The following is a 13,077-nucleotide window of genomic DNA, read 5'->3' as shown; positions in this document are numbered from 1 at the left end:
TCTGTGTTAAAAAATTCTCATTTAGAACAACTAAATAGCGAATTTTTTGCCTAGCTATCAACCCGTTTTTCCTGCCTTAAATTAGACCGCTTAATTAAGCGAATTGGTATAAGTCTGGATGATGAAGTGAAAAGTAAAGTTTAAAAACCGACTATGCTTGTGCGTAGTTTGATTTATTACCTAACCAGCGGTGAATAAGTGGGTCTATATGCTGAGGATATTGCTTAAGCATTTGTTGTGCGATGGGCCTTACTTGATTGAGTGTTTGTTTATCGCGTGTTAAATCAGCGATTTTGAATTCGGCTAAACCGGTTTGTTTAGTTCCAAGTACTTCACCTGGGCCGCGTATTTCTAAATCACGTTCTGCTATAACAAAGCCATCGTTACTGTCGCGCAGTACTCCTAATCGCTTCTGTGCAGTATGAGAAAGTGGTGCATGGTATAAAAGAACGCAATGCGATGCGGTTGCTCCACGTCCTACACGGCCTCGTAATTGGTGAAGCTGTGCTAAACCTAAGCGCTCTGGGTTTTCAATGATAATTAGGCTCGCATTGGGGACATCAACACCGACCTCGATTACGGTTGTTGCGACAAGTACATGAATGTTCCCCGTTTTAAACTCACTCATAATGGCTTGCTTTTCAGTGGCTTTCATTCTCCCATGGACTAAACCAATATTAAGTTCAGGTAAGGCTTCTTTTAATTGTAAAGCGCTGTCTTCAGCTGCTTGGCATTGTAATACTTCAGACTCGTCTATAAGAGTACATACCCAGTAAGCTTGTCGACCTTGTTCATTACAGGCAAGTTTCACTCGACTAATGATGTCATCTCTGCGGGTATCAGGGATGGCAACAGTGGTAATAGGAGTTCGCCCTGGTGGTAATTCGTCGATCACTGAGGTTTCTAAATCTGCATAAGCAGTCATCGCGAGCGTACGTGGTATAGGTGTTGCTGTCATTACTAGTTGATGTGGGTAACAATCACCAAAGCGCCCTTTTTCACGCAGTGATAAACGTTGATGAACCCCAAAGCGATGTTGCTCATCAATAATGATAAGTACGAGATTGTTAAATTTTACTTCATCTTGAAATAAAGCATGGGTACCCACAATCATCTGCGCTTCACCGGAGGCGATCATAGCAAGGGTATTAACTCGCTCTTTTCCTTTTGTTTTACCGCCTAGCCAAGCAACCGTTATTCCAAGGCTTTCAAACCAGTTGGAAAAGTTGATTCCGTGTTGCTCTGATAATATCTCTGTTGGCGCCATTAATGCGACCTGATAGCCTTGTGCTATCGCAGTTAAAGCGCCCAGGGCTGCGACTAATGTTTTACCAGAGCCTACATCCCCTTGGACAAGTCGCATCATAGGGTAAGCGTGTTGCATGTCTGTTTTAATTTCTGATACTACACGGCTTTGTGCATTGGTTGGCGCAAAGGGTAATTGTGCTAGAAATTGTGCTTCTAATGGATTAGTGGGCTCAAGGGCAATAGCTTTAACTTGTTGTCCTTGCTCTCTTACTTTTAAGAGGCTGAGATTTTGAGCCAACAACTCTTCAAAAACGAGCCGTTGTTGTGCTGGGTGAGTCCCTTGTTCAAGTGCAATGATATCAACGTCATTAGGGGGGCGATGCAATAGTAATAACGCATCACTTAACGGTAGTTGCGATGGTTGCCATTGTTGAGGTAGTAGCTCTTCTACTGCGTATTTTTGAAGCAATTCTATTGCCTGTTCACTCAACGCCCTGATAGAGAGTTGCTTTAACCCCTCGGTTGTTGAATAGACTGGCGTAAGTGTTGATGATGTTGGTTGCTGTTCAAAAGTGTCGCTAATACTGTATTCAGGATGACTCATTTCAAAGCCAACACGTCCGCGACGTATTTCGCCAAAACAGCGAATTATTTTACCCGCGCTAAATGCGTTTTTTTGTGCTGCGGTAAAATTAAAAAATCGTAGAGTTAACCTACCTGTTCCATCATTTATTTGGCAAACTAGCATACGCCTTTTACCAAAGGTAATTTGGCTTGTTTCAATGGTTGCTTGAACCGTTACATGGCTATGTACGGTAAGCTCACTAATAGCATAAATACGCGTTCTGTCTTCATACCTTAGCGGTAAATGAAAAAGCATATCTTGCACTGTGGTAATGCCTAGCTTTAAAAGTCGTTCAGCCATTTTAGGGCCTACGCCTTTAAGTTCTGTGATTGGGTATTGGCTTAAGCTAGGTTTAGACAAAGTAGGCTCAATTATTGTTATTTAGTGAGTTAAGTGTACTTATACACTGTATATGCATCAAGTATGTTTTAATGTCTGCCAAAATTGTTCATCCGCAACGATTTCGCCATGCTCATCAAGTGCGGGATAAGGTAAGTTCTTTTGCTTACACTGCCTTGCAATAATTGGGTGGCAGCCTTCAAAATACATTGGGTGTTTTATTTCTTCACTCAGCATATTTCTATTATATAATCCAGCTAACTCACGTTGACGTTGTGCTTCGAATAAGATTAATGCTGCTGCAACGGATACATTTAATGATTGCACCATGCCTTGCATTGGAATAATAATGTTTTGATCTGCATATTCGAGCGCTTTTTCTGAGATCCCCGTTTTTTCTTGGCCGACAATAATTGCAGTGGGTTTAGTGTAATCAATTTCTCTAAAATCGACGGCATCTTCACTTAAATGAGTTGCCAAAATTTGTACATCGGGGTTATGAGCACGGATACTGGCTGCGGCATCATCTATGTTCCTGTGAAGGTGTGTGTTTAACCAGTTCTTACTGCCACCTGAGGTATTATTGGTTAGCCACTTTTGCTTTTCTGGCCAGACTGCATGCACATGATGGCAACCAACAGCATCGGCCGTTCTGACTATGGCAGATAAGTTATGGTGTTTATGTACGTCTTCTAAACACACGGTAAGATCGGTTTGACGACGTGAAAGTACACTTTCAATTCTTTGATAACGAGTTTGCTGCATGGGGGTCCTCTTTTTCGGCAGATTATACGAGATTTTTCACCTTAAGGCACCACTGTTCGGCTAATCGGGTTTTGTAATGAGATCAGGGTTTCGGTTGACTGAATAGCTTCTATTGCTTGTATTTTATTGATCAATACATCTTGTAGATGATCGATCGAGCGAGTCATTACTTTAATAAAAATACTGTAATTACCGGTGGTGTAATATGCTTCAACAACCTCTTCTAATGATTCAAGCTTAATCAGAGTTTGTGGGTAGTCTCTGGCATTATTTAAATTAATGCCGATAAAACAACATACATCGTAGCCAAGCTGTTTGGTACTAATGGTTAATTGGGTACCTGTAATGATCCCCGCTTGTTTCATTTTTTCAATCCGCACATGAATTGTTCCTGCACTGACACCGAAACGCTTTGCTAATTCAGCATAGGGTGTACGTGCATTATCCATTAATGCATGCAGAATCTGTTTGTCTAGATTATCGATTTGATAATTTTCCATAGGTTTAGCTGCTTTGTATTATTGTATTTGTTGTTTTTATACCATTTTTTTAATGGTTTTAATATCTTAAAGCTATTTTTGTTATGGGTTATTGAATTAAACCATTTAATTGTTACGATAACCATATTGAAGCGCTACTAAGCGCTGAGTCGCCAATACAATAACTGGGAATGAGGCCAATTATTATGAGTTCACACTATGTGCAGCAGCAGCAGCAAATAAGTAAAGTTAAACAGTTTTTTTCACAGCAATTAGAGCAAAAATTAGGCTTAATTGAGGTGCAGGCACCTATTTTAGCTAAGGTAGGTGACGGTACTCAGGATAACTTAAGTGGACACGAGAACGCTGTTGCGGTGAATGTTAAAGCCATTACAGATAGCCGTTACGAAGTTGTGCATTCGTTAGCAAAGTGGAAACGAAAAACCTTGGGTGAGTATGGTTTCTCTAAAGGTGAAGGAATTTACACACAAATGAAAGCGTTGCGACCTGATGAAGATTCACTAAGCCCAATCCATTCTGTGTATGTTGATCAGTGGGACTGGGAACAAGTTATTTGTGAAAGTACGCAGCGTTCTTTATCTACTTTGAAGCAAACGGTTGAAACTATTTACCAAGGTATTAAAGCCACTGAGAAATATGTTAGTGACAGCTTTGGTTTAACACCATTTTTACCTACAGAGATTACTTTTGTACATAGTGAAGCATTACGTAAAATGTACCCAGATTTCACAGCCAAGCAGCGTGAAAAGGCGATTACTCAAGAATATGGCGCTGTATTTTTAATTGGTATTGGGGGAGCATTAAGTGATGGCAAAATTCATGATGTGAGAGCGCCAGATTACGACGATTGGTCAACCCCGACATGCGAGCAGTACATGGGATTAAATGGTGATATTTTAGTATGGAACCCAGTGCTTGAAGACGCTTTCGAAATCTCATCGATGGGAATTCGTGTAAGCCCTGAAGTATTGCAAACTCAATTAAGTATTACGGGAGATGAAGACCGTTTAGAGTTTGACTGGCATAAGGCATTACTAGAAAGTAAGCTTCCACAGACAATTGGCGGTGGTATTGGTCAATCTCGTTTAGCGATGCTGTTATTACAAAAACAACATATAGGGCAAGTGCAGGTAGGTGTGTGGCCAGCGCAAACCTATACAAGTGTAGACGGTTTACTATAAAAAGTTGGGGCTGTTACTAACAGCCCCTTATTATTAAGTTTTAAATTCAATTTCTATTTTGTTATTTTCTAACTTAACACTACTCGGTGGGAAGTTACGGGTCGTTTTAAGCAGTTTATTGAAGATATGGATCTCTACACCCGAATGTAAAACGCCATTCACAGTTAACATGGCTTCATCGAGTAACGTATTCAGTTTTTGCTCTAAACCTGCTACTTGCTTTTCTAATTGTGCTGCTTGCTGACTAAGGTGTAGCTGCGTGGTGCCAATTTTATTTATGAGTTCATTTTTTTTATCTGCATCTTTAATTAAATCTGCTTTTTCTAAAGCCGCTTGTAAACTATCAACTTGTTCATTTGTTGCTGTTAGTTCACTAAAAGATTTATCAATCTCTTTAGTCATTTCATTGGCTGAAGCCGCTAAATTAATTACCATTTTAGCGCCAGATTCATTACCTATCTCGCCGGCAATCAGTTTAGTAGCATCTAGAATTTCACCCCCAAATAGCTTTCCTTTAGACAACTCGGATTGACCAATTTGTATTGTACTCTTTGCTTTCATTGAGCAGTGGCTAGCTTGACGGTCAAGCAGAATGTTTTTAGCTTCAATGTAACAATATTGAGAGTGTGAAGCATGGAAATCGCCTGCGCATATTATTTTACAAGACAGTGATTTATCTTCAGGCTTTTGATGGCCAATTACCCCTTGTTTTACAGTTATATCGCCTCCTGCGGTTAATTCGCCAGATTCAACCGTACCAAAAACGGTAATGTCGCCCGTTGCATTAATACGCATACCTGGCTCTACATTTTTACTCACTATCACACTGCCTTCAAAGTCGATATGCCCTGTTTTTACCGACACATCGTTGACAGTAAAAATATCGTCAACACGCATGCCATTATTTATTTCAACCGGCACGCCAGCAATCGTAGAGAGTAATTCCATCGGATTATTTTTTGAGATTTCAGTGCCCTCACCTGCAATTAGAGTATGAACCTGTCCGGGTTTTGCAGGTAATACGTCGCCTAACACGGTAAACCCTTCTTGGCCTGGTGTAGCGGGTTGTTGCTGTATTAGTAACTCACCTGGCTTTACACTTGCTAACTTACCAAAGTCGCGCATATCTACACTGCCATCTTCTTTTAATTTAGGGGCTTTGAGACGATCTTTAAGTGTTTGAACCATTGCGTTAAATTTAGTTGGTTTACCGTCTATAGGTAAGCGCCCTTTGGCGAGTGGACCACTGACTATGGAGCCAGATGGGAGTTCAGATTGCTTTTGTAAAAGTTGCTCTAAAAATGCTTGCTTATAACCTCTCGCAACGTGCGCTTTAACTAATTCTTTTTTAGCTTCATCAAAACTCAGTGTTGCTCCCCCTTTAGCAAGAGTGAGCGTGCCCGTGGCTAGCATTTTATCATCACTTATCTTCACGCTTAAGGTGGCATCACGACGTGTTGCAACAACTAATATACGTTCAGGTGTTGCACTGCTGAAATAGTTATTTATGGCGTCATGATTGATTTCACACTCGCTGTAAGGCGATTGTTCAATTGCTTCAATGATAAAAGCAGCACTGGCGGGTGCAGATTTACTCGTATCGAGCAATACATTGCCATTTTTAGCAAGCTTAAACACAAGTCATCCTTTTCTACTACTAAAGTAAGGTTTAATTAAATAACGTGATTACAGAGTGCTAGAATTTTAGTTTTGAGTCAAGAATTCATCAAAGTGTAGTTACAGATTGGAATATAAGCTATGAGCGGCGCTCATAGCTTATAGAGGTTAGTTTGTTGAAGGAAGTTCCATAATGCCGTCTATTTCTACTTGTACACCTTTAGGTAGTGCACGAACGCCAATAGCAGCGCGAGCAGGATAAGGCTGTTTAAAATATTGGCTCATTACTTCGTTAACAATGGCAAAATTTGAAAGATCAGTAAGGTAAATATTTACTTTTACTAAATCTTGAATGGTGCCGCCAGCTTCTTCACAAACCGCACAAATATTTTTAAATACTTGGTGTGTTTGCTCGCTAAAGTCTTCAGATATAACGTCCATTGTTTCAGGGACAAGTGGAATTTGGCCAGATAAATAAACCGCTGTACCCACTTTCACTGCTTGGCTGTATGTGCCAATCGCTGCAGGTGCTTTATCCGTTGATATAAATGCTTTATTCATGATGTTCCTATTTTATTTTTTACGATAGACTTTTTGTACATCCGGCATCACACGTATACGACGCATGATATTAGCGACGTGGATACGGTTTTTAACTGTTATCCCTAAGTCTATCACGTATAAATTACTTTCTTTTTCATCGGTAGCTATTTCTACAATATTGGCCTGTGTCGTTGCGACCACATTGGTTAATTTAGCCAGCGCACCTTGGTGGTTAATAATTTCTACCCGTAAAGCCGCAATGTATTCTTTTTCTGGATTATCATCCCATTTTACGACAAGGTATTTCGAACGATCATTTTCCCAGCCACGAATGTTCTTACACTCTTGGCGATGAACCGTTAAACCTTTACCCTGGCTGACATGGGCTGTAATAGCGTCTCCAGGCACTGGACGACAACATTTAGAATAATTAACTAACATACCTTCAGTGCCAATAATGGTTGCTTTTGCACGTTTAGCAATATCGTTTAAGTCATCGTTATCGTTTTGTAATAAGCGTTTGGCAATCAGCATGCTCATTAAATTACCTGAGCCAATTTCTACAAGTAGCTCTAAGGTTGAAGAGAGTTCATGCTCCTCAAGCACTCGCGTAATATTTTCAGCTGGCAGGTTATCAAACTTGTTCTCACCTAGGGCTGAATCAAGTAAGCGACGACCTAATAATAATGCTTCTTCATGCTGTTGGCTTTTAAGGTAGTTACGTACGCCCAGTCGCGCTTTACCAGTAACAATAAAGTTAAGCCATGTTGCGTTAGGATGAGCGCCTGAGCTAGTAATAATTTCTATTGTTTGCCCAGTATCAATGGCTTTACTTAAAGGGTAAGGCTTACGATTAACGCGTGCGCCTACACAAGTATTGCCAACATCAGTATGAACGGCATAAGCAAAGTCGACCGCAGTCGCGCCCATTGGCAGTTCAACGATGCGACCATCAGGAGTAAACACGTAAATTTCTTCAGGGAAGAGTTCGGTTTTAACGTTTTCAACAAACTCAAATGATGATCCCGCACTTTGCTGTAACTCTAGTAAGCTTTGCATCCATTGGCGAGCACGCTGCTGCGCAGTGTGGCCCGCATTGTCGCCAGACTTTTTATACATCCAGTGAGCCGCGACTCCTTTGTCTGCCATGTGATCCATATCGTGAGTACGGATTTGAATTTCAACAGGAATACCATGCGGGCCAACCAAAGAAGTATGAAGTGATTGATAGCCATTAGTTTTTGGTACAGCAATATAATCTTTAAAGCGGGTTTCAATTGGCTTATATAAGTTATGAGCTACACCAAGTACGCGATAACAGGTGTCCATAGAATCCACCGCAATACGAAAAGCGTAAATATCCATGACTTCGTTAAACAGTAACTCTTTGTTAAGCATTTTTTTATAAATACTGTATAGATGCTTTTCACGGCCTGATACGGTGGCCTTTATGCCTGATTCTTCAAGGCGTGCTTCAATTTCTGTTTGAATATTTGAAATAACTTCTTTGCGATTTCCACGCGCTTTAGCCACTTGCGATTTAAGTGCGCGATGACGCATTGGATACAGCGCTTGAAAACCTAAGTCTTCTAGCTCATTTTTTATATCGTGAATACCTAAACGATTAGCAATCGGCGCATAAATTTCTAGAGTTTCGCGAGCAATACGGCGACGTTTATCAGGACGAAGTGCGCCTAATGTTCGCATGTTATGCGTTCTATCAGCCAACTTGATTAAAATAACCCGAATATCTTGGGTCATTGCCATAATCATTTTTCGATAGTTTTCAGCTTGAAACTCTTTTTTATCTTTAAAGCTTAACTTATCAAGCTTGCTCACACCTTCAACGAGTTCAGCCACCGTTTCACCAAATATTTCAGCTAAATCCTGTTGGCTAAAATCAGTATCTTCAATCACATCGTGCATCAATGCTGCCATGAGCGTTTCATGGTCAAGGTGCATGCTAGCTAATATTTGAGTGACTTCAACGGGGTGAGTAATATAAGGTTCGCCACTTGAGCGAGTTTGACCTTCATGGGCCTCTCGGGCTACCACATAAGCTTTTTGAACTAGCTCAACATCGTCTGCTGGCAAGTATTTTGAGATTTTCTTTTTAAGACCTTCAAAAAGATACATTCACACTCCAATGTTCTCGTGAAGCAAATAAGTTAGGATAAGTTACGAATATACGATGAAAACAAAGGATTGCCAACGGCTATAGTCGAAATACTATGCCGTTAGCTAAATCAAACCGGGCGGTTGATTATTGGTTGCCACCAACAATGGCAGCAACAGCAGCTAGTTCTGCCGCTTCTTGGTGTTGTTGTTCTTCACGGTCAATAACATCCATTGAAGAATTATCAACTAAACCAAGTTCGATTTCACGTAAAGCAACAACTGTTGGCTTATCGTTCTCAGGATCTACCAGTGGATCTTTACCACCAACAGCAATTTGGCGGGCACGACGGGCCGCAACTAAAATTAAGTCAAAACGATTACCAATTGCATCTACTGCATCTTCAACTGTTACGCGAGCCATCTTAGCACTCCAAAATAATTTAAAAGCAAAGGCGTAGTTTACTGCACGCAGCAAGTTTCGCCAATAGCCAGTGGTTAATTTTTATCTATTTTAAGGCATGAACCGAAAATTAATCATAATTTAGATTATTTAAGTAGCTCATTAATTAAAGTTTGATGACGCGTGGTTTGCGCTTTTAGCGTTAATCGCTGTGCAATAACAACACTTTCTATTTCACTTAAAGCAGTATTAAAATCATCATTCACAACAACAAAGTCATACTCATCGTAATGAGAGGTTTCTGATTGAGCTTGTGCCATACGCCCGGCAATAATTTCAGCTGAATCTTGGCCACGGTTATTTAAACGTTGCTCTAACTCTTGCTTTGACGGCGGTAAAATAAAGATAGTTTTTACGTCATCCATTATTTTTCGAACTTGGCGAGCGCCTTGCCAATCAATATCTAAAAACACATCAATGCCAGCGGCTAGCTGTGATTCAATGGCTTGTTTAGAAGTACCGTAATAATTATCAAATACTTGCGCCCATTCAAAAAAGTCATCTTTGGCAATTAGTGCCTTAAACTCATCAACCGATACAAAATGGTAGTGTTCTGCATCGTTTTCACCAGGGCGCGGTGCGCGGGTAGTGTGCGATACCGATACTTTCATATCAGCATGCTTTTTTAGTAATGCATTTATTAAGCTCGATTTACCCGCCCCAGAAGGCGCAGATAAAATAAATAAGTTTCCGCGAGAGTGTGCCATTATTTTCTCTATCTAAAAATAAACAGGCTCGAACTATAAACAGCTCAAGCCTTCAATTATTATATTGTACTTTATTTAGCTAATTATGCTCAAGTGAGTGGTAAAACCAAAAAAAGTTACTCAATGTTTTGAATCTGCTCACGCATTTGCTCAATCAATACTTTTAGCTCTACCGCGGCATTGGTGATGTCACTGTTGATTGACTTAGAGGCGAGGGTGTTTGCTTCACGATTAAACTCTTGCATCATAAAATCTAAACGACGACCACAAGCACCACCTTTACTCAGGATTTTGCGTGTTTCTTTAACGTGCGACTTTAAGCGGTCTAGCTCTTCAGCAACATCTTGCTTTTGTGCAAGGTAAATCAGTTCTTGTTCAAGGCGTGACTCATCAATATTTGTTGTTAAATCTTCAAGTTTTTGTACTAACTTTTCACGTTGCCATTTAGTAATTTCTGGCATGTGTGCTTCAACGATATCAACTTGTTCTAAAATAGCGGTTAATCGTGTAGCTATCATTTCTTCAAGGTTTGCACCTTCATCACCACGTGCAGATTTAAAGTCTTCAATTACTTGGTCAAGGCCAGTAATGAGTGCCGTATTTACACTATCCATATCAATTTCTTGTGCTTCCATAACACCAGGCCAACGTAAAATATCCACAGGGTTAATGTCACCACTGCTTTGTTGCTGAACCCACTTAGCACTATTAATTAACTGCTCCGCCAGCGACTGATTAATTGATAATTCACCAACATGTGCGGGATTTGCGACAAATTTTAAGAAGACCTCTACCTTACCACGCTGTAAATGCTTACGCAGACGCTCGCGAATAACGGGCTCCATGCCACGAAATTGCTCTGGTGCACGAATAAATGTTTCAAGGTAACGTTGGTTTACTGAACGAATTTCCCACGTGCCAGTGCCCCATTCGCCTTTAATTTCGCGGCGCGCATAAGCTGTCATGCTGTGGATCATGGATGATTTCCTACATTTTTAAATACAAAGTTGACTGATTATACCGAATCAGCTTTTAACCTCTAGCGTAAATTTTCTGAAATGTGCTTTTCTGATGCAGTTAATTATGTAAATGAACATGGCATCTGGCACCACATCGACTTATAATGTGGCAAATTCAGAATTAAGGGGATCGTTAATGCGTCCAAGCGAAAGAACACCTAATCAAATTAGACCGGTTACATTCACACGTAATTACACTATGCATGCTGAAGGTTCAGTATTAGTAGAGTTTGGAAATACTAAAGTTTTGTGTACAGCAACGGTTGAAGCTGGTGTACCACGCTTTATGAAAGGCCAAGGTAAAGGTTGGGTTACGGCTGAATACGGTATGTTACCTCGTTCAACACATACTCGTAATGGCCGTGAAGCATCGCGCGGTAAGCAGGGCGGTCGTACTATGGAAATTCAACGCTTAATCGCACGTGCACTTCGTGCCGCGGTTGATTTAAAAGCGTTAGGTGAAAACACCATTACTATCGATTGTGATGTTATTCAAGCTGATGGCGGTACACGTACAGCATCAATTAGTGGTGCATGTGTCGCACTCGTTGATGCACTTACTTACATGCGTGCAAAAGGGATGATTAATTCAAATCCACTTAAGCATATGATCGCGGCTATTTCAGTTGGTATATATAAAGGCCAAGCGATTAGCGATTTAGAATACCTTGAAGACTCAGCTGCTGAAACCGATATGAATGTAATTTTAACTGAAACAGGTAAAATTATTGAAGTACAAGGGACTGCTGAAGGCGAGCCTTTCTCGTTTGACGAACTTGATGAGCTACTTACACTCGCTAAGCACTCAATTCGTGAAATTATAGATGTACAAAAACAAGCACTAGCATAAATAGGTAATCAGCGATGAAAGAATATCAAAAAGAGTTTATTGAATTTGCTTTAGAAAAGCAGGTATTAAAGTTTGGTGAATTTACCTTAAAATCTGGCCGTACAAGTCCATACTTTTTTAATGCAGGCCTTTTTAATACAGGACGTGATTTAGCACGTTTAGGCCGTTTTTATGCAGCGGCACTTGAAGATGCAGCAATTGAATATGATGTACTATTTGGTCCCGCTTATAAAGGTATTCCAATTGCAACAACTACCGCAGTTGCGTTAGCTGATCATTACAACAAAGATGTGCCTTACTGCTTTAACCGTAAAGAGAAAAAAGCACACGGTGAAGGTGGCAGCTTAGTAGGTTCTGGGCTTAAAGGTAAGATAATGCTAGTTGATGATGTGATCACTGCAGGTACTGCAATTCGCGAATCTATGGAAATTATTGCTGAAAATGGCGCAGATTTAAGTGGTGTTTTAATCGCACTTGATCGCCAAGAAAAAGGTAAAGCTGAGCTTTCAGCAATACAAGAAGTAGAGCGTGACTTTAATACTCAAGTAACTTCTATTGTTAAATTGGCTGATCTAATCAGTTACCTTGAAAATCAAGGAACCATGGATGAGCATTTAGCGGCAGTAAAAGCATACCGAGATCAATACGGTGTAGCATAACTAAGAGCCTCGCAAAAGCGGGGCTTTATTTTGTTTAAAATTTAGCAGAACTCGCACGAATAGTTAAAGCGAGTTAATTCTCATAGTCGAGTGATTAAATCCAACTATAGCCATAAAAGCATTAGCAGATCGTATAAGTACAGAGATTAATGTTCCATCGGATCAAGCTAAAGATATAAGATCTGCAGCGGTTACTCTCCTATTGGTGATCATGATGATCATTCTTTCACACATTTAAGGGCTACCTCACAGTTAAACGCTTAAATACCGCGTTTATTGTTAATAAATTGATAGTTATGTTGTGTTTTTAGCATCTATCGTTCAAATATCCAGCGAACAGTCATTTATTTTAAGTTTTCTTCAAAAAAAGGTTGATCTGTTTTCGGATCTCCCTATAATGCGACCCCACTGAGACGGCAGAGGGCAACGCATAGCGAGGCACGAGC

Annotated in this window: 13 protein-coding genes; 4 read left to right on the top strand and 9 right to left on the bottom strand. The window is 40.3% G+C overall.

The window, feature by feature from the left end:
• Nucleotides 1-151 precede the first annotated feature (151 nt).
• The 3 genes from recG to asnC are packed head-to-tail and all read right to left on the bottom strand — an operon-like array spanning nt 152 to nt 3,477.
• Nucleotides 152-2,233 carry an ATP-dependent DNA helicase RecG gene (gene recG / locus MTN96_RS36140; RefSeq protein WP_069438924.1) on the bottom strand — a complete coding sequence of 694 codons (2,082 nt, stop codon included), beginning with the start codon at nt 2,231-2,233 and terminating at the stop codon, nt 152-154.
• 57 nt (nt 2,234-2,290) lie between these two features.
• Nucleotides 2,291-2,977 carry a tRNA (guanosine(18)-2'-O)-methyltransferase TrmH gene (trmH, locus tag MTN96_RS36135; protein WP_069438925.1) on the bottom strand — a complete coding sequence of 229 codons (687 nt, stop codon included), beginning with the start codon at nt 2,975-2,977 and terminating at the stop codon, nt 2,291-2,293.
• Between the two features lie 41 nt (nt 2,978-3,018).
• The gene (asnC, locus tag MTN96_RS36130) at nt 3,019-3,477 is read right to left on the bottom strand and encodes a transcriptional regulator AsnC (RefSeq protein WP_024601823.1); all 459 of its coding nucleotides are present in this window, start codon (nt 3,475-3,477) and stop codon (nt 3,019-3,021) included.
• Between the two features lie 185 nt (nt 3,478-3,662).
• Here asnC and asnA point away from each other — a divergent pair, with 185 nt between their 5' ends.
• The gene (gene asnA / locus MTN96_RS36125) at nt 3,663-4,658 is read left to right on the top strand and encodes an aspartate--ammonia ligase (protein WP_013466066.1); all 996 of its coding nucleotides are present in this window, start codon (nt 3,663-3,665) and stop codon (nt 4,656-4,658) included.
• Nucleotides 4,659-4,691: 33 nt separating this feature from the next.
• Here the strand turns inward: asnA and MTN96_RS36120 are convergent, their stop codons facing one another.
• The 6 genes from MTN96_RS36120 to MTN96_RS36095 form a co-directional block, all read right to left on the bottom strand.
• Nucleotides 4,692-6,296: a DUF342 domain-containing protein gene (locus MTN96_RS36120; protein ID WP_069438926.1), complete on the bottom strand. Its 1,605-nt coding sequence runs from the start codon at nt 6,294-6,296 to the stop codon at nt 4,692-4,694.
• Between the two features lie 147 nt (nt 6,297-6,443).
• Entirely contained in the window at nt 6,444-6,836 is a 393-nt protein-coding gene (locus MTN96_RS36115; protein WP_013466064.1) for a RidA family protein, read from the bottom strand.
• A gap of 12 nt (nt 6,837-6,848) precedes the next feature.
• A complete protein-coding gene (gene spoT, locus MTN96_RS36110) occupies nt 6,849-8,954 on the bottom strand; it encodes a bifunctional GTP diphosphokinase/guanosine-3',5'-bis pyrophosphate 3'-pyrophosphohydrolase (RefSeq protein ID WP_069438927.1) in 2,106 nt (701 codons plus the stop codon).
• 127 nt (nt 8,955-9,081) lie between these two features.
• Nucleotides 9,082-9,357 carry a DNA-directed RNA polymerase subunit omega gene (rpoZ, locus tag MTN96_RS36105; protein ID WP_008108220.1) on the bottom strand — a complete coding sequence of 92 codons (276 nt, stop codon included), beginning with the start codon at nt 9,355-9,357 and terminating at the stop codon, nt 9,082-9,084.
• A gap of 125 nt (nt 9,358-9,482) precedes the next feature.
• Entirely contained in the window at nt 9,483-10,103 is a 621-nt protein-coding gene (gmk, locus tag MTN96_RS36100) for a guanylate kinase (RefSeq protein WP_069438928.1), read from the bottom strand.
• 116 nt (nt 10,104-10,219) lie between these two features.
• Nucleotides 10,220-11,080, bottom strand: a complete 861-nt coding sequence (locus tag MTN96_RS36095; protein ID WP_069438929.1) for a YicC/YloC family endoribonuclease — start codon at nt 11,078-11,080, stop codon at nt 10,220-10,222.
• 178 nt (nt 11,081-11,258) lie between these two features.
• On the opposite strand from MTN96_RS36095, the gene rph reads away from it, so the two are divergent.
• The 3 genes from rph to MTN96_RS37105 all read left to right on the top strand — a co-directional run bounded on the left by rph (nt 11,259) and on the right by MTN96_RS37105 (nt 12,869).
• Nucleotides 11,259-11,972, top strand: a complete 714-nt coding sequence (rph, locus tag MTN96_RS36090; protein ID WP_036980403.1) for a ribonuclease PH — start codon at nt 11,259-11,261, stop codon at nt 11,970-11,972.
• Between the two features lie 14 nt (nt 11,973-11,986).
• On the top strand, nt 11,987-12,631 hold the full coding sequence (pyrE, locus tag MTN96_RS36085; RefSeq protein WP_069438930.1) for an orotate phosphoribosyltransferase: 645 nt from the start codon (nt 11,987-11,989) through the stop codon (nt 12,629-12,631).
• Nucleotides 12,632-12,737: 106 nt separating this feature from the next.
• Nucleotides 12,738-12,869 (top strand): diacylglycerol kinase, encoded by a 132-nt coding sequence (locus MTN96_RS37105; protein ID WP_138687202.1) that lies wholly within the window; start codon nt 12,738-12,740, stop codon nt 12,867-12,869.
• Nucleotides 12,870-13,077 lie beyond the last annotated feature (208 nt).

The organism is Pseudoalteromonas sp. 2CM28B (genome assembly GCF_023161935.1).
Note: the sequence above shows the minus strand (reverse complement) of the source record. Positions and strands in the feature narration are given on the sequence as shown.